This window comes from Pseudomonas sp. MWU16-30322 (genome assembly GCF_020515535.1).
Classification (GTDB): Bacteria; Pseudomonadota; Gammaproteobacteria; order Pseudomonadales; family Pseudomonadaceae; genus Aquipseudomonas; species Aquipseudomonas fluorescens_H.
Window position 1 is genome coordinate 198,237 of sequence record NZ_JAIWYL010000006.1, and the last position, 18,365, is coordinate 216,601.

Sequence of the window (18,365 nt, forward strand, 5' to 3'; positions counted from 1 at the left end):
CCGCTTGCCGCTCGTAGCTTGCCGCTGCTTAGTTAAGGTGCTCGACGCGGATCCGCACAACCGGACCGTTGACGCCGGCCAAGGCTTCCAGAGCGGCAATCGCATCGTTCATGTGCTGCTCCAGCACGCGGTGGGTCAGCAGGATCATCGGCACCAGACCGTCGTGTTCCTCGACTTCCTTCTGCATGATCGACTCGATGTTGATGCCGCGCTCCGAGAGGATGCTCGCCACCTGAGCCAGTACGCCCGGATGGTCCTTGGCCTGGATGCGCAGGTAGTAGGCGCTTTCGCAGGCTTCGATCGGCAGGATCGGATGCGCCGACAGCGAGTCCGGCTGGAAGGCCAGGTGCGGTACGCGGTTTTCCGGATCGGACGTCATGGCACGAACCACGTCCACCAGGTCGGCGATCACCGACGAAGCGGTCGGCTCCATGCCCGCACCGGCACCGTAGAACAGCGTTGAACCGGCGGCGTCACCGTTGACCATCACGGCGTTCATCACGCCGTTGACGTTGGCGATCAGACGATCCGCCGGGATCAGCGTCGGGTGTACACGCAGCTCGATACCGGCCGCGGTGCTGCGCGCCACGCCGAGGTGTTTGATGCGATAACCCAGCGCTTCGGCGTAGTTCACGTCGGCGGTGGTCAGTTTGGTGATGCCTTCGGTGTAAGCCTTGTCGAATTGCAGCGGAATGCCGAACGCGATCGACGCCAGAATCGTCAGCTTGTGCGCTGCGTCGATGCCTTCGACGTCGAAGGTCGGATCGGCTTCGGCGTAGCCCAGCGCTTGCGCTTCGGCCAGCACGTCTTCGAAGGTGCGACCCTTCTCGCGCATTTCGGTGAGGATGAAGTTGCCGGTGCCGTTGATGATCCCGGCGACCCAGTTGATGCGGTTGGCGGACAGGCCTTCACGGATCGCCTTGATCACCGGAATGCCACCGGCCACGGCCGCTTCAAACGCCACGATCACGCCTTTCTCGCGTGCTTTGGCGAAAATTTCATTACCGTGAACGGCAATCAGTGCCTTGTTCGCGGTGACCACATGCTTGCCATTCTCGATGGCCTTGAGTACCAGCTCGCGGGCAACGGTGTAGCCGCCCATCAGCTCTATGACGATGTCGATCTCAGGGTTCGTGGCCACTTCGAAGACATCGTTGGTAATCGCAATACCGGTCGTCTGGAACTGAGGCTTTGGCGTGCGCGTGGCAATTTGTGCCACTTCGATCCCACGCCCGGCACGACGAGCAATTTCCTCGGCGTTGCGCTGAAGTACGTTGAAGGTACCGCCACCGACGGTCCCTAACCCACAGATGCCTACTTTGACCGGATTCACTGTGAACTCCCCATGAAACGGCCGACGCAAGGTCGGCCGGAAAACAACCGCGTGTTCGCGGCTCTCTATTAATGGCCCGGCGGAGTTACCGCCGGACCATGATCGTCAAAGGCTGACCGTGACGATGCGAATTACTTGGCGCCCAGCGCCAGTTTGGCGACTTGTGGCGCCGGCTGGTAGCCCGGAATGACCTGTCCGTCGGCCAAAACGATGGCCGGTGTACCGTTCACGCCGATCGACTGACCCAAAGCGAATTGCTTGGAAACCGGGTTATCGCACTTGGCGGCCTTGATTTCCTTGCCATCGACCATTTTGTCCATGGCCGCTTTCTTGTCTGCCGAGCACCAGACCGCTTGCAGCTGCTCGTCACCCGGCGAGCCGAGGCCCTGACGCGGGAACGCTACGTAACGCACTTCGATGCCGCGCTTGTTCAGCTCAGGCACTTCGGCGTGCAGCTTGTGGCAGTACGGGCAGGTGGTGTCGGTGAACACGGTGATGTGCGATTTGGTCTCGCCCACGGCCGGATACACCACGGTTTCGGCCACCGGAATGGCATTGATCAGTTTGGAAATGCCCGCGCGCTCGGCTTTCTCGGTCAGGTTGACCGGCTTGCCGTCCTTGAGCTGGAACAGGTAGCCCTGAACGATGTACTGGCCGTCGGCGCTGGCGTACAGCACGCGGCTGCCCTTGAGCTTGACTTCATACATGCCCGGCAACGGGCTGGCGCTGATGCTTTCTACCGGAACCTCGAGTTCGAGTTTTTCCAGGCTTTGACGAATGGCTTTGTCGGCCGCGTCATCGGCGACGGCAAAGGTGCTGACCAACGCAATGGCGGCGGCGGCGAAAATCTGGGTCAGACGCATGAGAACTCCTGAAGGCGGACAAATGAAACGGTCAGAACGCCCGAGCCGGAACACCGGGTCATAACCGTCCATCGTGCAAACCGGCAAAGCCTACCACATAAGGCTCGCATGGCCGAATGCGCCTGTCGCCAGAGATTGTGGGCGACGCAAACCCTGTGGGAGCGGGCTTGCTCGCGAAGGCGTCTTGGCAGGCGACAAATATCTCTTCTGTGACGGCCTCTTCGCGAGCAAGCCCGCTCCCACAGGTTTTTCATTAGCCTCTTGGGTGGTGTTTGGCGTGCAGGTCTTGCAACCGGGCCCGCGCCACATGGGTGTAAATCTGCGTGGTCGACAAATCACTGTGCCCCAGCAGCATCTGCACCACCCGCAGGTCGGCGCCGTGGTTGAGCAGGTGCGTGGCGAACGCATGACGCAAGGTGTGCGGCGACAGCGATTTGCCGATCCCGGCGACCTTGGCCCAATGCTTGATGCGGTGCCAGAAGGTCTGGCGGGTCATCTGCTCGCCGCGCTGACTGGGGAACAGCACATCGCTGGGGCGCCCGCCGAGCAGCTCGCTGCGGCCATCGCGCATATAGCGCTCGATCCAGACAATCGCCTCTTCGCCCATCGGCACCAGCCGCTCCTTGCTGCCCTTGCCCATCACCCGCAACACGCCCTGGCGCAGATTGACTTGCTCCAGCGTCAGGCTCACCAGTTCGGTCACGCGCAAGCCGCAGGCGTACAGCACTTCAAGCATGGCGCGGTCACGCTGGCCGATGGCTTCACTCAGATCAGGCGCTTTGAGCAGCGCCTCGACGTCAGCTTCCGACAACGATTTGGGCAACGGCCTGCCCAGTTGCGGCATGTCGACGCGCAAGGTCGGATCGACCGTAATCAGTTTTTCCCGCAGCAGATAGCGATAAAAGCCGCGCACACCGGAAAGAAATCTGGCGGTGGAACGGGGTTTGTAGTTCTGCTCCAGGCGCCAGGACAGGTGATCGAGGATCAACTCGCGACCGGCATTGATCAGCTCGAGGTTTTTCTCCTGCAGCCAGCCGTTGAACAGCGCCAGATCGCTGCGGTAGGCGCCGCGGGTGTTGTCGGACAGGCCTTTTTCCAGCCACAGGGCGTCGAGGAATTGGTCAATCAGTGGATGGTCGATGGCAGGCATGGGCGCTCAAGACACGCAACCTCCAGGGCTGCGCGCAAATGTAGAGTGAACTGTAGGATTGGCCGCTAGTCTTTCATAGCCCGCAATTTCAAGGAACAGGGAGCTTCAATGAACGAGCAGCAAATTCTCTTGGCATTTGGCGGGATCGGCGCCGCGGCGCTGGGTTGCCAGTGGCTGGCGTGGCGCCTGAAGCTGCCGGCGATTCTGTTTCTGTTGCTGACCGGGATTCTCGCAGGCCCGATACTGGGCTGGCTCGATCCGCAGGAAATGTTCGGCCCGCTGCTGATGCCGCTGGTGTCGCTGGCGGTGGCGTTGATCCTGTTTGAGGGCAGTCTGACCCTGCACCTGTCGGAATGGCGCGAGATCGGCAGCGTCGTGCATCGGCTGGTGACAATCGGCGCGCTCACGACCTGGGTGGTGATTGCCGTCGCGACCCACTTCTTGCTCGGCTTCGACTGGCTGCTGGCGATCCTGTTCGGCAGCCTGACGCTGGTGACCGGGCCGACGGTGATCGTGCCGATGCTGCGGGTGGTGCGGCCGAAAGCCTCGATCGCCAACATCCTGCGCTGGGAAGGCATCGTCATCGACCCGATCGGCGCCCTGCTCGCGGTGGTGGTCTACAGCTTCATCATCGCGCGCGCCGAAGGCAACGGCCTCGAACAGAGCCTGCTGACCTTCGGCGGCGTGATTGTCTGCGGCAGCGTATTCGGGGTGGTCGGCAGCTGGGTGCTGGGCACCATCATCCGGCGCCAATGGCTGCCGGAGTACCTGCACAACCTCGCCTCGCTGGCGGCGGTGCTGGGGATCTTCATTGCGTCCAATCAGGTGATGCACGAGTCCGGCCTGCTGGCGGTGACGCTGATGGGCATGTGGCTGGCGAACATGAAGGGCGTGGATGTGCGGCACATCCTGCACTTCAAGGAAAACCTCAGCGTACTGCTGATTTCCGGGTTGTTCATTCTGCTGGCGGCGCGGCTGGATCTGCATGCCCTGATCGGCCTCGGGCCGTTGGTGCTGATTCTGCTACTGGTGATTCAACTGATCGCGCGCCCGTTGAACGTGCTGTTGAGCACTGCCGGCTCCAGCCTGAGCTGGCGTGAACGCGCCCTGCTTTGCTGGATCGCCCCGCGCGGGATCGTGGCGGCGGCGGTCTCGGCGATTTTCGCGATTCGCCTGGATCAAGCCGGACATGAAGGCGCCCTGCTGCTGGTGCCGCTGACCTTCGCGGTGATCATCGGCACCGTGGTGCTGCAAAGCGCAACAGCACGCCCCTTGGCGCGCTTGCTGAACGTCGCCGAACCAGCGCCGAGCGGCTTCCTGATCGTTGGAGCAAACGGCCCGGCGCGTCTGTTGGGCAAGTCGTTGCAGCAATTGGGCAGCCGGGTGCTGTTGACCGATTCGAGCTGGGAGAACATTCGTGCGGCGCGCATGGAGGGGTTGCCGACGTACTTTGGTAACCCGGCTTCGCAGCATGCCGATGCGCATCTGGATCTGGTGGGGTTGGGGCACTTGTTGGCGCTGTCGCCTTCAGGCGAGCTGAATACCTTGGCGGCGATGCGCTTTCGCCATGACTTCGGTCATCAACGGCTGTTTGGCCTGGCCAGCGGTCAGGAAAGTCGTCGCAGCGACAAGCACCGGGCGAGTCTTGAGCATCGTGGCAATCAGCTGGGGAGCGAGGCGCTGACCTATGCCAAGCTGGCCAGCCTGATCAGCAATGGCGCCGAGTTGTACAGCACAACGCTGACGGACGGTTTTGGCTGGGAGGACTACCAGGCATTGCATGGCAGTCGGGCGACCCTGCTGTTCATGCGCGATGACAGCGGCTGGGTGCATGTGGTGACGCCGGAGACTGCTTTGAAACCGGGGTCCGGGTGGACGTTGTTGGCGTTGATCCAGCCTGAAAGCAGCGGCGCCTGATCTGACGAATTCGCGAGCAAGCCCGCTCCCACAGGTTCTGTGTTGGACACATTTTTTGCGTTCACCCGGATCACTGTGGGAGCGGGCTTGCTCGCGAAGGCCGCGACTCGGTTTCAGATCAGGCAGGAAATCCGGGCAGCACCGGCACCGGCCGCTTGTCATCGTCGATGGCCACAAAGCTGAACTGCCCATGGATCGCCTTCTCGCGCCCGTCACAGCTCATGCTCTCGACGAACACTTCCACCTCGACCTTGAGGCTGGTATTGCCAACCTTGATCACCCGGCCCACCAGCTCGACGATGGAGCCGGCCGGTATCGCGTGATTGAAGTCGATACGGTCGGTGGACACGGTCACCAGCGGCAAACGGCAGAAACGCGTGGCGGTGATGAACGACACTTCGTCCATCCACGCCAGCGCGGTGCCGCCGAACAGGGTGTTGTGGTGGTTGGTGGTCGGCGGGAAGACGGCTTTGGTCACGCGGGTCACCGAGAGTTCGGTGCGGCGTTCGATTTCCTGGTCACGGGTGGTCATGGTTCTGGCCTGAAACAAAAATGCTGTGGATAAATTGCAGGCAACAAAAAAGCAGCCCGTAGGCTGCTTTTTTCTGCATCGGAAGCTGGACTTAAGCCAGTTTTTCCTTGATGCGAGCTGCTTTACCCGACAGGTCGCGCAGGTAGTACAGCTTGGCTTTACGTACGTCACCGCGACGTTTAACAGCCATGCTGTCGATCTGCGGGGAGTAGGTCTGGAAAGTACGTTCTACGCCAACACCGTTGGAGATTTTACGAACGGTGAACGCACTGTTCACGCCGCGGTTACGCTTGGCGATTACAACGCCTTCGAACGCTTGCAGACGGGAACGATCGCCTTCCTTCACTTTCACCTGAACGACAATGGTGTCGCCTGGGGCAAAGGTAGGGATTTCTTTGGTCATCTGCTCTGCTTCGAGTGCAAGGATGATTTTGTTGGTCATGCTGTGCTCCTAAGGTAAATCAACTGATCTACCATCGATACGTTGTTAACTATCGTCCCGCTCGCGGATGTATTCCTCGAGCAGCTTCTTCTCTTCTCCAGAAAGCGAGCGGCTTTCCAGAAGATCGGCGCGTCGTTCATAGGTCCTACCAAGGGACTGCTGTAAACGCCAACGCCGGATATGCGCGTGATTGCCACTTAGCAACACGTCGGGAACACGCTGATCCGCATACACCTCAGGTCGGGTGTAGTGCGGGCAATCCAGCAGACCATCCGTAAAGGAATCTTCCTCAGCGGAATCCGCATGCCCTAAAGCTCCGGGCAGCAGTCGTGTAACCGCATCGATCATGACCATGGCCGGCAGCTCGCCGCCAGACAGTACATAGTCACCAATCGACCACTCTTCATCGACATGAGCCTCAATAAAGCGCTCGTCAATGCCTTCATAGCGGCCGGCAATCAGGATCAATGCATCCGATTTTGCCAACTCGCGTACCGCCGACTGAGTCAGTTGACGGCCTTGGGGGGACAGGTAAATCACCTTCGCCGCCTCCCCGGCTGCTGCCTTGGCCTGAACCAGAGCATCTTCCAGGGGCTTGATCTTCATCACCATGCCCGGACCACCGCCAAACGGGCGATCGTCCACAGTGTGATGCCGATCCGTCGTGTAATCCCGCGGATTCCAACAGGTCAGCTGCAACAGCCCCTGTTTGACCGCACGACTGGTAATGCCGTACTCACTGATGGCCGAGAACATCTCGGGGAACAGCGTAATGACGTCTACGCGCAGGCTGGCCATTGCTTAGAAGTCCGCGTCCCATTCCACCCGCATCACGCCTGCATCCAGGTCGATGGCCAGCACGCATTGCTCTGTATAGGGCAACAACCGCTCGCGATCATCCAGGCTGCCCGCGCAGGGCTTGACCACCAATACATCGTTCGCGCCGGTCTCCAACAGGTGATCAACCTTGCCGAACAATTGCTCGTCCTGGTTGATGACGCTCAGACCCTGCAACTGGTACCAGTAGTACTCGTCGCCTGTCAGGTTGGGCAAAAGGCTTCGCGAGATGCAGATCTCATAACCGCTCAGAAGACGGGCTTCATCGCGATCGTCGAGGCCTTTGAGCTTGGCAACCAGATCCTTTTGAGTGGATCGGCCGCTGACCAGCTCGACCTGTTTCACCACGCCTTCGCGCCGAAGCGTCCAGTTGCGGTAGTCCAACAGGTTTTCAATCGGATCGGTAAAGGAAAAGACCTTCACCTCGCCGCGAACGCCGTGAACCGAAAAAATCTTGCCGACAACGATCAGGTCATCAGCTTTTTCTGGCGTCGCGCTCATACTGCTCAGGCTGCAGCCTTGGCAGATTCCTTCAGCAACTGAGCAACACGCTCAGAAGGCTGTGCACCAACGCTCAGCCAGTAGGCTACGCGCTCTTGGTTCACGGACAGACGGATTTCCTGACCACGGGCAACAGGGTTGAAGAAGCCAACCTGTTCTTTGTGGGAGCCGTCACGCGGGTTACGCGAGTCGGTTACGGTCAGGTGGTAAAACGGGCGCTTTTTGGAGCCGCCAAGGGCAAGACGGATTGTTAGCATGTGAACATCGTTCCTGTAGTCGGTGCTGCAAATCTAAATGCACAGCGGGCATGGGTGCCCGAAAGGCCGCATATTCTAAGGAATATCCGGACTTTTGCAAATGACTTTTTCCGGCGCCTATGGCATGCCGTGCGGATTTGCATATAGAGCCGTCGATGAAAACGGCCAGTCAGCTCCCGCCGAGTGCGGGTTTGCTGTTGATCCTGCATCCTTGCAGGGTCTGCGCCGGTGCGACGACCGGCGAAGTCTTGGTGTCCTGAATCACATTTTCGGCATGCCGCCGCCGGGCAACATACCGCCCATGCCGCGCATCATTTTCGCCATTCCGCCTTTGGCGGTGAATTTCTTCATCATCTTCTGCATCTGCTTGTGCTGCTTGATCAAGCGGCCGATGTCCTGCACCTGAGTGCCGGAACCCATGGCGATCCGGCGTTTGCGCGAACCGCTGATCAGCTCAGGGTCGCGGCGCTCGGCCGGGGTCATGGAGTTGATGATGGCTTCCATCTGCTTGAACTGCTTCTCTGCCGCGTTCTGGGCATTGCCCATCTGCGACAGGTTGACGCCGCCGATGCTCGGCAGTTTGTCCATGAGCCCGCCGAGGCCGCCCATGTTCTTCATCTGTTGCAGCTGATCGCGGAAGTCTTCGAGGTCGAAGCCCTTGCCCTTTTTCAGCTTCTTGGCCAGTTTGTCGGCCTTGTCCTTGTCGAGGGTCGCTTCAGCCTGTTCGATCAGGCTGAGCACGTCGCCCATGCCGAGGATCCGCGAAGCGATACGCTCAGGGTGGAACGGATCGAGCGCTTCGCTCTTCTCGCCCATACCGATGAACTTGATCGGCTTGCCGGTGATCGCGCGTACCGACAGTGCGGCACCGCCACGGGCATCGCCGTCGACCTTGGTCAGGATCACACCGGTCAGCGGCAGCGCATCACCGAAGGCCTTGGCCGTGTTGGCGGCGTCCTGACCGGTCATGGCATCGACCACGAACAGGGTTTCAACCGGGTTGATCGCGGCGTGCAGCGCCTTGATCTCGCCCATCATCTCTTCGTCGATGTGCAGACGACCGGCGGTATCGACGATGACCACGTCGATGAATTTCAGTTTTGCTTCTTTAATAGCAGCGGTCGCGATGTCGACCGGCTTCTGGCTCAGGTCGGACGGGAAGAACGTCACGCCGATGTCGTTGGCCAGGGTTTCCAGCTGTTTGATAGCAGCAGGACGGTAGATGTCCGCCGACACGACCATCACCGACTTCTTCTTGCGCTCCTTGAGGAAGCGCGCGAGTTTGCCGGCGGTGGTGGTTTTACCGGCGCCCTGCAGACCGGCCATCAGAATGACGGCGGGCGGCACGGCGCTCAGGTTCAAGTCTTCGTTGGCCGCGCCCATCAGGCTTTCGAGTTCGGCCTGGACGATCTTCACGAACGCCTGGCCCGGCGTCAGGCTGCGCGACACCTCGGTGCCGACAGCGCGCTCCTTGACCGAATTGACGAAGTCCTTGACCACCGGCAGGGCGACGTCGGCTTCGAGCAACGCCATGCGCACTTCGCGCAGGGTGTCTTTGATATTGTCTTCAGTCAGCTTCGCCTTGCCGGTGACATGGCGCAGCGTCTGCGAGAGACGGTCGGTTAAGTTTTCAAACATTGCGCGATCCTTTCAGGCCCTGTGTAGACCGGGATAATGGCGGCCCAGACCGGATTCAACATGTGCTCGGCGAGCCTGCGGCGTGGGCAGGTCGCGGATTATAGCGAAGACTGCGTCGGGCGGACACCTCGCACTTTCGTGGTGTGGCGGTTCTATGCCAAACTCAGCGCCTTTCGGGCCTGCCTAACAGGATTTATGCTCCCCTTGTCACCCAGTTTGCTGACCACGCTCGCCGCCGCTCTCCTTTATGCCGCTGCGACCCTTTATCAGGGCACCCGCCTGGCCTCCGGCGCCAAGGCGAACAAGCGCCTGCTGGTTACGCTCGGCATCTTCGCCGTGCTCGCCCACAGCGCCAGCCTGCTCACTCACCTGCTGACGCCGATCGGCCTCGGCCTGGACTTCTTCAGCGCCGCCAGCCTGATTGCCGCGGCCGTCATCGCTCTGACGCTGCTGGCCTGCTCGCGGATCCCGGTGGAAAACCTTTTGGTGCTGCTGTTTCCGCTCGGCGCGGCCACGGTGCTGCTGGCCCAGTTCGCGCCGGCCGGCACGGTGCAGATCATCGACGAAGAACCGGGCATCCTCGCCCATATCCTGCTGTCGATCCTCGCTTACGGCATGTTCACCATCGCGGTGTTCCAGGCCTTGTTGCTGCTGGTGCAGGATCACCAGCTCAAGCACAAGCATCCGTCGGGCCTGATCAAGAACTTCCCGCCGCTGCAAACCATGGAAAGCCTGTTGTTCGGCTTCCTCTGGGCTGGCTGGACGCTGCTGTCGCTGTCGCTGATCTCCGGCTGGCTGTTCGTCGAGAACCTGTTCGCCCAGCATCTGGTGCACAAGACCTTGCTGGCGTGCCTGGCCTGGATCGTGTTCAGCGTGCTGCTGTGGGGCCGCAATCGCCTCGGCTGGCGTGGCCACAAGGCGATTCGCTGGACTCTCGCCGGTTTCTGCCTGCTGATGTTGGCGTATTTCGGCAGCAAACTGGTTCGTGAATACATCCTGCACATCTGACGGGCGGCATAAATGGACGGTTTGCCCATAGGGCCGATGCTCGCGGTATTTGTCCTGCTGATTTTATGGTCGGGGCTGTTTACTGCCGTCGAAGTCGCTCAGCAGCACCTGCTGGCGCAACGCACGGCCTCGCGTGCCAGCGACAAGCCGCTGGCGAAGCTGAGCTTTCCGCTCGACAGCCTGATCCTGTGCAACACCCTGTGCCGAGCGCTCGCGGTGATCATCGCCACACTGCTGGCGATCTTTCTTTGCGAAGAGAACGGCCCTTGGGCTGCCTGCCTGGGCGCCGGCGCCGTGTTGCTGGTGTTTGCCGATTACTTTCCGCGCAGCGTAGCCCAGCGTTATCCCGATGCAGTGCTGTCGTTCGGCAATACCCTGCTGACCGTCCCACTGAAAATCCTTTACCCGCTGGCCTGGCTGCTGAGCAGCCTCAGCGGTTGGCTGCTGCGCCCCTTCGCGCGCAAGCCCCAAGTGGTCCAGCAGAGCGAAGACGAAGATCCCGCTGAGCACAACGACGACCCGGAACACCCGTCTCGCACACACCCGGTTTCGGGGATCCACGCGCTGGACAACATCACGGTCAATGACATTCTGGTGCCGCGCAGCGATGTCGACGGCATCAACCTTGACGACTCGATCGAAGAGATCATCGAACTACTGCGCCAGAACAAGCGCACACGCCTGCCGGTGTTCCACAGCGACATCAACCAGGTCGAAGCGGTGCTCAACACCCGGCAGATCCGCCATCTGCTCAACGATGGCAACCTGACCCGCGAAGCGCTGCTGGCCGCCAGCTACGAACCGTATTTCGTCCCGGAAAGCACCCCGCTGCAACTGCAACTGCTGAACTTCCACAAGCAGCAGCGCCGGCTGGGCATGGTGGTGGACGAGTACGGCGAAGTGCTGGGCATCGTGACCCTGGAAGACATTCTCGAAGAAATCGTCGGCGAATTCGAAAGCGAGCACAGCCTCGACAACCCGCACATCCATCCGCAGCCCGACGGGCGCATGGTGATCGACGGCACCGCGTCGATCCGCGAGTTGAACAAATGCCTGGGCTGGCATTTGCCGAGCGACGGGCCGAAGACCCTTAACGGCCTGGTGACCGAAGCACTGGAGACCATTCCCGATAGCGCGGTGTGCCTGAAGATCGGCCGCTATCGGCTGGAAATTCTCGAGACCGAAGACAACCGGGTGAGCAAGGTGTTGATCTGGCATACGACCTCGGTGCCCGCCAAGATCTAAGCGCTGTTGTGGCGAGGGAGCTTGCTCCCGCTGGGTTGCGAAGCAGCCCTGGCTTTTGATTTACCCCACAGATTCATGCGGCCGCTGCGCGCCCGAGCGGGAGCAAGCTCCCTCGCCACAGAAAGCCCAACGGCTGCGATCCTTTGCTCTTGTTTGATTGTTAGCCCCCTTCCTATAATCGAGCCGCTTACCCAAGCGCCGCCGAGCCCTGTGCTTACCCCGCACGCCAACGGTTTCGGTAATTTTCCGCACCACCCCGACGACTGTTCCTACTCGAAACAGCGCTCGCGCCTGATCCCACATCCCTGGGTGTTCGACCATAATAATTCGCTCCAACGGAGCTCATGACTGTCAGGGATCACCGCATGACGACCAGTACCGCTTACAGCGACACCGCGCCTGCCCAACCGACCAACTCCGCCACCCGCGTGGCGACGGCGAGTTTCATCGGCACCGCCATCGAGTTCTACGACTTCTACGTCTACGCCACTGCCGCCGCACTGGTGATCGGGCCGGTGTTCTTTCCGCAGACGTCCGGCACCGCGCAGATGCTTTCGGCGTTTCTCACCTTCGGCATCGCCTTCCTCGCCCGCCCGCTGGGTTCGGCGCTGTTCGGCCATTTCGGTGACCGCATCGGGCGCAAATCGACACTGGTCGCCTCGCTACTTCTGATGGGCGTGTGCACCACGCTGATCGGCGTGCTGCCGGGTTACGCCAGCATTGGCGCCTGGGCACCGATTCTGCTATGCGTGCTGCGCTTCGGTCAGGGGTTGGGACTGGGTGGCGAATGGGGTGGCGCGGCGTTGCTGGCCACGGAGAATGCGCCCAAGGGTAAACGGGCGTGGTTCGGCATGTTTCCGCAGCTTGGCCCGTCGATTGGGTTTCTCGCGGCCAACGGGCTGTTCCTGACCCTGGCCATGACCCTCAACGACGAGCAGTTCCGCAGCTGGGGCTGGCGGATTCCGTTTCTGCTCAGTGCGGTACTGGTGATGGTCGGCCTGTACGTGCGCCTGAAACTCCACGAAACCCCGGTGTTCGCCAACGCCATTGCCCGTCAGGAACGAGTGAAAGTGCCGCTGGTCGAGCTGTTCAGCCAGTACTGGGCGCCAACCCTGCTCGGCGCGGCGGCGATGGTCGTGTGCTATGCGCTGTTTTACATCTCGACGGTGTTTTCCCTGAGCTACGGCGTATCCACACTGGGTTACAGCCGTGAGACGTTCCTTGGACTGCTGTGTTTTGCCGTGCTGTTCATGGCCGCGGCAACGCCATTGTCCGCCTGGGCCAGCGACCGTTACGGGCGCAAACCGGTGCTGATCGTCGGTGGTGTGCTGGCGATCCTGTCCGGATTCCTGATGGAGCCGCTGCTGACGCAAGGTTCGACCTGGGGCGTGGCGCTGTTCCTGTGCATCGAGCTGTTCTTGATGGGCGTGACGTTTGCCCCGATGGGCGCGCTGCTGCCGGAACTGTTTCCGACGCACGTGCGCTATACCGGCGCATCGGCGGCCTACAACCTGGGCGGCATCGTCGGCGCCTCGGCCGCCCCGTTCTTCGCGCAGAAACTGGTGGCGATGGGCGGTTTGAGTTATGTCGGCGGGTATGTGTCGGCGGCAGCGGTTCTCAGCTTGATTGCTGTGCTGTGCCTGAAGGAAACGCGCAATAACGATCTGAATCAGGTTGCCTGACAGAAGATCAAAAGCTTCGCGAGCAGGCTCGCTCCCACAATTGGTTTTGTGTACGCCACAGATCCAATGTGGGAGCGGGCTTGCTCGCGAATGCCGCGCCTCGGTTTACAGCTCTACAACAACAGCCTGAGCCGCCCGGGTCGCCTTGGCACGCGCAGCTTCGATCGACTCATCCCGCGCCAACGCCACGCCCATCCGGCGCTGACCATTGACTTCAGGCTTGCCGAACAGACGCAACGCCGTATCCGGCTCGCTCAACGCAGCGCCCAGGTTGGCGAACGCGGCCTGGGTCGACTGACCTTCCACCAGAATCACTGCCGAAGCCGAAGGGCCGAACTGACGGATCAGTGGCACCGGCAGACCGAGAATGGCGCGAGCGTGCAGGGCGAACTGCGACAGATCCTGAGAAATCAGGGTCACCAGACCGGTGTCATGCGGGCGCGGCGAGACTTCGCTGAACCACACCTGATCGCCCTTGATGAACAGCTCGACGCCGAACAGACCGCGACCGCCCAAAGCCTCGGTCACAGCTTTGGCCACGCGCTCGGACTCAGCCAGGGCAATCGGGCTCATGGCCTGCGGCTGCCAGGACTCCTGATAGTCGCCCTTCTCCTGACGGTGACCGACTGGTGCGCAGAACGTAGTGCCGCCGATGTGGCGCACGGTCAGCAGAGTGATTTCGTAGTCGAAATCGATGAAGCCTTCGATGATCACCCGACCTTTGCCGGCGCGACCGCCCTCTTGTGCGTAATCCCAGGCTTTCTGCACGTCATCAGCGCTGCGCAGCAGGCTCTGGCCTTTGCCCGACGAGCTCATGACCGGTTTGACCACGCACGGGAAACCCAGGTCCTGAACGGCTTTGCTGTAGTCCTCGAAGGTGTCGGCAAAGTGGTACGGCGAGGTCGGCAGGTCCAGCTCTTCAGCGGCCAGACGACGGATGCCTTCGCGGTTCATGGTCAGTTGCGCGGCGCGCGCGGTCGGGATCACAGTGAAGCCTTCGGCTTCCAGTTCGACCAGCGTGGCGGTGGCGATGGCTTCGATTTCCGGCACGATGAAGTGCGGCTTCTCGGCTTCGATGACGGCACGCAGGGCCGCGCCGTCGAGCATGTTGATCACGTGGCTGCGGTGCGCAACCTGCATGGCCGGCGCGTTGGCGTAACGGTCGACGGCAATCACTTCAACGCCCAGGCGTTGCAGCTCGATCACCACTTCCTTGCCCAACTCACCACAGCCACACAGCAATACGCGGGTCGCGGTCGGCGACAATGGAGTTCCGATACGGGTCATCTCAGGTCCTCAAAGAAGCGGATCATCGAGGAAAGCAACGCCAGACGCGCTTTCCATGGGGAGAAAGCGCGGCATTTTACATGAACCGGAGGGTTTGGCTTAGCTGGCGACAGCCTGTTTGCGCTCGCGCCAGGCCATGATCAGCCAAACGGCAGTGACGCCAGCGAACTTCGAGACCAGCGCGGTGATGATCACCGGTGGCGTCATCAGGTCGATCATGCCGAAAAAGATGAAGGTATCGAGGGGAATGCTCAGTGCCGAACTGATCCACAAGCGGTCACGCAACGGGCGTTTGGTGACGCTGAACACCAGCCAGTCGATGCACTCGGAGATCGCGAACGCGGTGGCGCTGGCCAAGGCGATCGACGGATCAGAGGTGACGTAGGACAGCACCAGCGCCGCCAGCATCGCCACGATGGCGCCGTGGCCAAAACGGGTTTGCACCATGTCGCGCAACACGAACACCAACCCGCCCCAGGCCGACCAGATGATGTCCAGGTGCGGCGCAGTGGAGAAAGCGAAGTTGATCAGCACGACGCTGCTGATGTAGGCGATGAGGAAAATCATGGGGGCGACCTGTCAAATTGGCGCACAGGTTACTTGAGGCTTTGAGTTGGGCCAATAAGAAGTAGCGACTGTTCCGGCCTCTTCGCGAGCAAGCCCGCTCCCACAGTTGATCGAAGGTGAACACAAATCCAATGTGGGAGCGGGCTTGCTCGCGAAGGCGGTTTGTCAGACGCCAGATTTCCCGGGGATCATCCACACCAACCCGCTCGCCTTCGCCCGCTCATGGCACAACCCGAGCACCACCCGCCGCTCGTCGTTGGTCATCCGCCCCCAGCGCGTAATCTCCGCGACCGTACGCTGGCAGCCGGTGCAAATATCGTCCTCATCCAGTGCGCAGATATTCACGCACGGCGAGGCAACGGGTCTTTCAGGCGTACTCATTCTTCCTGCTCTACCAGGTCACGCGCGTAGCGCTGCGAGTTGTGCACATAGTGCGCGGCGCTGGCTTCGAGCATTTTCTTCTGCGGCTCGGTGAGTTCACGCACTACCTTGCCCGGCGAGCCCATCACCAGCGAGCCATCGGGAATTTCCTTGCCTTCGCCGATCAGCGAATTGGCGCCGATGATGCAGTTCTTGCCGATTTTCGCGCCGTTGAGGATCACCGCGTTGATGCCGATCAGGCTGTAGTCGCCGACGGTGCAGCCATGCAGCATGGCGTTGTGACCGATGGTCACGCCGGTGCCGATGGTCAGCGGATAGCCCATATCGGTGTGCATCACGGTGCCATCCTGAACATTGCTGTTCTTGCCGATCAGGATCAGTTCGTTGTCACCGCGCAGCACGGCGTTGAACCAGACGTTGGCGCCCTCTTCGAGTTTGACCTTGCCCACCAGCACGGCATTGGGCGCTACCCAGCTCTGTGGATGGGTGTCGACGCGGGCGTCGCCCAGGCGGTATTTCATCTTGTTTTCCTCAGGGCTCACGAACGGGCCATTCGAGCGATGGCTTCAGGTATTGATAAAACTTTTGGGCGGGTGATGCAGGCTGATCTGTTCGTCATAGAGCAGATTGATCAGCTCGACGATCATGATAGCCGTCAACCCCCAGATCTTGAACTCGCCGTACCGATAACTCGGCACGTACCAGCTGCGACCCTGGTAGTCGATACGATGCGTGTGTTCGCGCGGGTCTTTGCGGAAGAACTCCAGCGGCACGTTGAATACTGCGGCAATCTCGGCATCGTTGGCCTGGTATTCGACAAAGTCCGGGATCACCCCGACATATGGCGTGACCTTGATGCCATGCAGGGAGATCAGCGGGCTGAGCGGGCCGATGACCTCGACCAGCCCCGGTGGCAGGCCGATTTCTTCCTCGGCTTCGCGCAGGGCGGTAAAAATCAGGTCGGGGTCTTCCGGGTCACGGCGTCCGCCGGGGAAGGCGACTTCGCCGCCATGGGTCGAAAGGCCGCTGGCGCGCAGGGTCAGTACCAGCTCGGGCTCGTCACTGCGGGTGATCGGCACCAGAACAGCGGCCTCGGGGAAACGTTTATCGGTCTCCAGCGTGCGCGGTGTGTGGTTGCTTACCCTATGCAGTAGCTCGTCCAGCATGAGTGTTCTCGATCTGTGCCTTACCCTGCATCATGCACCAATCATGGCAGCCGCCCAAGCCCCTCGCCGGGCCATGTCGCGAAACGACAACTTGCCGACCGGCACCGCTGCGCGCCAAGATAGGCGCAGCATTCAGGAACCCCAGCATGAAATTTTGCAGCCAGTGCGGCAACCCGGTGACCCAGCGCATTCCCGAAGGCGATTCGCGGCTGCGATTTGTCTGTGACAGCTGTCAGACCATTCACTATCAAAACCCCAATATCGTCGCCGGTTGCGTCGCGACCTGGGGCAGCCAAGTGTTGCTCTGCCGCCGCGCCATCGAGCCCCGTCTCGGCTACTGGACGCTGCCCGCCGGTTTCATGGAAAACGGCGAGACCATCGAGCAGGCCGCGATCCGCGAAACCACCGAGGAAGCCTGCGCCCGGGTGCGCAACCTGAGCATCTATACGCTGATCGATGTGCCACACATCAGCCAGGTGCACGTGTTCTTCCGTGCCGAACTGGCCGATCTGGACTTTGCCGCCGGCCCCGAGAGCCTCGAAGTGCAACTATTCGACGAAGCCGACATCCCGTGGGACGAGCTGGCTTTTCGCACGGTGGGGCGTACTTTAGAATGCTTCTTCGCTGATCGACGGGTCGAGGCGTATCCGGTTCGTTCGGAATCGATTCCACCGTTGGTCCAGCCTGCCATCAGCTGACTCAAAAAAATCAAAGATCAAAAGATCGCAGCCTGCGGCAGCTCCTACACTTAACAATGCGTCACTCTTGGGGAATCGTTTCAATGCGCTGGTTGCTTGCCCTGCTCTGCCTGTCGTTCGTCACCGTGTCCCAAGCGTCATTCGTGACCACCGTGACGCCATCGAATACCCCCCGGATCGAAAAAATACTGGTGTTCAAATCGGCGCATCAACTGCAATTGATCTCCGACGGCAAGCCACTCAAGACCTATCGCATCTCCCTGGGCAAGGGCGCGAAGAAAGGTCCGAAACTGATTGAGGGCGACAAACGCACCCCGGAAGGTCTGTACTGGATCGACTGGCGCAAGGTCAGCGAAAAATTCAACCTGGCGATGCACATTTCCTACCCGAACATCAGCGATTCGGCCCGCGCCCGCCGCGAAGGCGTCGAGCCTGGCGGGATGATCATGATCCACGGCACGCCCGACACCGAGGACACGCCCGAAGACCTGTTCCACACCCTGGACTGGACCGACGGCTGCATCGCCATGCGCAACATGGACATGCGTGAAGTCTGGGGCCTGGTGCCGGACGGCACGATGATCGAGATCCGCCCTTAACCAGCGACCACTGGTCACCTGAAAAAAATAAATCAAAAGATCGCAGCCTGCGGCAGCTCCTACAGGGTTGATACCACTTCCCACTGTAGGAGCTGCCGCAGGCTGCGATCTTTTGCTTTCTGCATTCCACCTCTAATACCACTTCAATACATCACACCCGAAACCCGCCATTTCATTGGACTGCAGGCCAATTCCCTGCGTTGACATGGTATTCAAGTGGTATTAATTTCCGCCCCACAAGCGAGCAACAACAATCCTACAC

20 protein-coding genes are annotated in these 18,365 nt (G+C 60.7%); 6 read left to right on the plus strand and 14 right to left on the minus strand.

Translation table 11 applies throughout. The features are described 5' to 3' along the window. Window positions 1–28 precede the first annotated feature (28 nt). From LCH64_RS14275 to xerD, 3 genes are all read right to left on the minus strand, one after another. The gene (locus LCH64_RS14275; RefSeq protein WP_003221992.1) at window positions 29–1,333 is read right to left on the minus strand and encodes a homoserine dehydrogenase; all 1,305 of its coding nucleotides are present in this window, start codon (window positions 1,331–1,333) and stop codon (window positions 29–31) included. A 131-nt stretch (window positions 1,334–1,464) separates the two neighbouring features. Then, window positions 1,465–2,196 (minus strand): bifunctional protein-disulfide isomerase/oxidoreductase DsbC, encoded by a 732-nt coding sequence (gene dsbC / locus LCH64_RS14280; RefSeq protein WP_003221989.1) that lies wholly within the window; start codon window positions 2,194–2,196, stop codon window positions 1,465–1,467. A 253-nt stretch (window positions 2,197–2,449) separates the two neighbouring features. After that, window positions 2,450–3,346, minus strand: coding sequence for a site-specific tyrosine recombinase XerD (gene xerD, locus LCH64_RS14285; protein ID WP_003221987.1), 897 nt, complete (start codon window positions 3,344–3,346; stop codon window positions 2,450–2,452). 108 nt (window positions 3,347–3,454) lie between these two features. Between xerD and LCH64_RS14290 the strand changes: the two genes are divergently transcribed. Next, window positions 3,455–5,263: a sodium:proton antiporter gene (locus LCH64_RS14290; RefSeq protein WP_226500570.1), complete on the plus strand. Its 1,809-nt coding sequence runs from the start codon at window positions 3,455–3,457 to the stop codon at window positions 5,261–5,263. A 118-nt stretch (window positions 5,264–5,381) separates the two neighbouring features. Here LCH64_RS14290 and LCH64_RS14295 read toward each other — a convergent pair whose 3' ends face one another. The 6 genes from LCH64_RS14295 to ffh all read right to left on the minus strand — a co-directional run bounded on the left by LCH64_RS14295 (window position 5,382) and on the right by ffh (window position 9,470). Next, complete coding sequence (locus tag LCH64_RS14295) at window positions 5,382–5,795, minus strand: acyl-CoA thioesterase (protein ID WP_098967381.1); 414 nt, start codon at window positions 5,793–5,795, stop codon at window positions 5,382–5,384. A gap of 91 nt (window positions 5,796–5,886) precedes the next feature. After that, complete coding sequence (rplS, locus tag LCH64_RS14300; RefSeq protein ID WP_003175895.1) at window positions 5,887–6,237, minus strand: 50S ribosomal protein L19; 351 nt, start codon at window positions 6,235–6,237, stop codon at window positions 5,887–5,889. Window positions 6,238–6,282: 45 nt separating this feature from the next. Next, window positions 6,283–7,035 (minus strand): tRNA (guanosine(37)-N1)-methyltransferase TrmD, encoded by a 753-nt coding sequence (trmD, locus tag LCH64_RS14305; RefSeq protein WP_003221981.1) that lies wholly within the window; start codon window positions 7,033–7,035, stop codon window positions 6,283–6,285. A 3-nt stretch (window positions 7,036–7,038) separates the two neighbouring features. Beyond that, window positions 7,039–7,575 carry a ribosome maturation factor RimM gene (gene rimM, locus LCH64_RS14310; RefSeq protein ID WP_003221979.1) on the minus strand — a complete coding sequence of 179 codons (537 nt, stop codon included), beginning with the start codon at window positions 7,573–7,575 and terminating at the stop codon, window positions 7,039–7,041. 5 nt (window positions 7,576–7,580) lie between these two features. Further along, window positions 7,581–7,832, minus strand: a complete 252-nt coding sequence (rpsP, locus tag LCH64_RS14315; protein WP_003185073.1) for a 30S ribosomal protein S16 — start codon at window positions 7,830–7,832, stop codon at window positions 7,581–7,583. Window positions 7,833–8,093: 261 nt separating this feature from the next. Beyond that, window positions 8,094–9,470, minus strand: coding sequence for a signal recognition particle protein (gene ffh / locus LCH64_RS14320; protein WP_003221977.1), 1,377 nt, complete (start codon window positions 9,468–9,470; stop codon window positions 8,094–8,096). Window positions 9,471–9,665: 195 nt separating this feature from the next. On the opposite strand from ffh, the gene ccsA reads away from it, so the two are divergent. The 3 genes from ccsA to LCH64_RS14335 all read left to right on the plus strand — a co-directional run bounded on the left by ccsA (window position 9,666) and on the right by LCH64_RS14335 (window position 13,405). Further along, window positions 9,666–10,478, plus strand: coding sequence for a cytochrome c biogenesis protein CcsA (gene ccsA / locus LCH64_RS14325; RefSeq protein ID WP_045122309.1), 813 nt, complete (start codon window positions 9,666–9,668; stop codon window positions 10,476–10,478). Window positions 10,479–10,490: 12 nt separating this feature from the next. Further along, a complete protein-coding gene (locus LCH64_RS14330) occupies window positions 10,491–11,723 on the plus strand; it encodes a transporter associated domain-containing protein (protein ID WP_003221972.1) in 1,233 nt (410 codons plus the stop codon). Between the two features lie 365 nt (window positions 11,724–12,088). After that, window positions 12,089–13,405, plus strand: coding sequence for an MFS transporter (locus LCH64_RS14335; protein ID WP_226500571.1), 1,317 nt, complete (start codon window positions 12,089–12,091; stop codon window positions 13,403–13,405). Window positions 13,406–13,510: 105 nt separating this feature from the next. On the opposite strand, the gene purT is transcribed toward LCH64_RS14335, so the two are convergent. From purT to LCH64_RS14360, 5 genes are all read right to left on the minus strand, one after another. Beyond that, window positions 13,511–14,692, minus strand: coding sequence for a formate-dependent phosphoribosylglycinamide formyltransferase (gene purT / locus LCH64_RS14340; RefSeq protein WP_226500572.1), 1,182 nt, complete (start codon window positions 14,690–14,692; stop codon window positions 13,511–13,513). Between the two features lie 99 nt (window positions 14,693–14,791). Continuing rightward, a complete protein-coding gene (locus LCH64_RS14345; protein ID WP_003221966.1) occupies window positions 14,792–15,259 on the minus strand; it encodes a hypothetical protein in 468 nt (155 codons plus the stop codon). A gap of 165 nt (window positions 15,260–15,424) precedes the next feature. After that, window positions 15,425–15,640, minus strand: coding sequence for a DUF1289 domain-containing protein (locus LCH64_RS14350; protein ID WP_183785784.1), 216 nt, complete (start codon window positions 15,638–15,640; stop codon window positions 15,425–15,427). Beyond that, entirely contained in the window at window positions 15,637–16,161 is a 525-nt protein-coding gene (locus LCH64_RS14355) for a gamma carbonic anhydrase family protein (RefSeq protein WP_003221962.1), read from the minus strand. Before LCH64_RS14355 ends, LCH64_RS14350 begins: the two co-directional genes overlap by 4 nt. A gap of 45 nt (window positions 16,162–16,206) precedes the next feature. Then, the gene (locus LCH64_RS14360) at window positions 16,207–16,806 is read right to left on the minus strand and encodes a CoA pyrophosphatase (RefSeq protein WP_003221960.1); all 600 of its coding nucleotides are present in this window, start codon (window positions 16,804–16,806) and stop codon (window positions 16,207–16,209) included. Between the two features lie 146 nt (window positions 16,807–16,952). Here LCH64_RS14360 and LCH64_RS14365 point away from each other — a divergent pair, with 146 nt between their 5' ends. Beyond that, entirely contained in the window at window positions 16,953–17,504 is a 552-nt protein-coding gene (locus LCH64_RS14365; RefSeq protein WP_226500573.1) for an NUDIX hydrolase, read from the plus strand. Window positions 17,505–17,587: 83 nt separating this feature from the next. Further along, window positions 17,588–18,103 (plus strand): L,D-transpeptidase family protein, encoded by a 516-nt coding sequence (locus tag LCH64_RS14370; protein WP_226500574.1) that lies wholly within the window; start codon window positions 17,588–17,590, stop codon window positions 18,101–18,103. Window positions 18,104–18,365 lie beyond the last annotated feature (262 nt).

Coding starts and splice junctions, on each gene's coding strand:
- LCH64_RS14365 (WP_226500573.1), top strand. CDS start 16,953: ATGAAATTTTGCAGCCAGTGCGGCAACCCGGTGACCCAGCGCATTCCC.
- ffh (WP_003221977.1), bottom strand. CDS start 9,470: ATGTTTGAAAACTTAACCGACCGTCTCTCGCAGACGCTGCGCCATGTC.
- rpsP (WP_003185073.1), bottom strand. CDS start 7,832: ATGCTAACAATCCGTCTTGCCCTTGGCGGCTCCAAAAAGCGCCCGTTT.
- LCH64_RS14350 (WP_183785784.1), bottom strand. CDS start 15,640: ATGAGTACGCCTGAAAGACCCGTTGCCTCGCCGTGCGTGAATATCTGC.
- purT (WP_226500572.1), bottom strand. CDS start 14,692: ATGACCCGTATCGGAACTCCATTGTCGCCGACCGCGACCCGCGTATTG.
- xerD (WP_003221987.1), bottom strand. CDS start 3,346: ATGCCTGCCATCGACCATCCACTGATTGACCAATTCCTCGACGCCCTG.
- LCH64_RS14330 (WP_003221972.1), top strand. CDS start 10,491: ATGGACGGTTTGCCCATAGGGCCGATGCTCGCGGTATTTGTCCTGCTG.
- LCH64_RS14360 (WP_003221960.1), bottom strand. CDS start 16,806: ATGCTGGACGAGCTACTGCATAGGGTAAGCAACCACACACCGCGCACG.
- LCH64_RS14335 (WP_226500571.1), top strand. CDS start 12,089: ATGACGACCAGTACCGCTTACAGCGACACCGCGCCTGCCCAACCGACC.
- rimM (WP_003221979.1), bottom strand. CDS start 7,575: ATGAGCGCGACGCCAGAAAAAGCTGATGACCTGATCGTTGTCGGCAAG.
- LCH64_RS14355 (WP_003221962.1), bottom strand. CDS start 16,161: ATGAAATACCGCCTGGGCGACGCCCGCGTCGACACCCATCCACAGAGC.
- LCH64_RS14295 (WP_098967381.1), bottom strand. CDS start 5,795: ATGACCACCCGTGACCAGGAAATCGAACGCCGCACCGAACTCTCGGTG.
- dsbC (WP_003221989.1), bottom strand. CDS start 2,196: ATGCGTCTGACCCAGATTTTCGCCGCCGCCGCCATTGCGTTGGTCAGC.
- ccsA (WP_045122309.1), top strand. CDS start 9,666: ATGCTCCCCTTGTCACCCAGTTTGCTGACCACGCTCGCCGCCGCTCTC.
- rplS (WP_003175895.1), bottom strand. CDS start 6,237: ATGACCAACAAAATCATCCTTGCACTCGAAGCAGAGCAGATGACCAAA.
- LCH64_RS14290 (WP_226500570.1), top strand. CDS start 3,455: ATGAACGAGCAGCAAATTCTCTTGGCATTTGGCGGGATCGGCGCCGCG.
- trmD (WP_003221981.1), bottom strand. CDS start 7,035: ATGGCCAGCCTGCGCGTAGACGTCATTACGCTGTTCCCCGAGATGTTC.
- LCH64_RS14345 (WP_003221966.1), bottom strand. CDS start 15,259: ATGATTTTCCTCATCGCCTACATCAGCAGCGTCGTGCTGATCAACTTC.
- LCH64_RS14370 (WP_226500574.1), top strand. CDS start 17,588: ATGCGCTGGTTGCTTGCCCTGCTCTGCCTGTCGTTCGTCACCGTGTCC.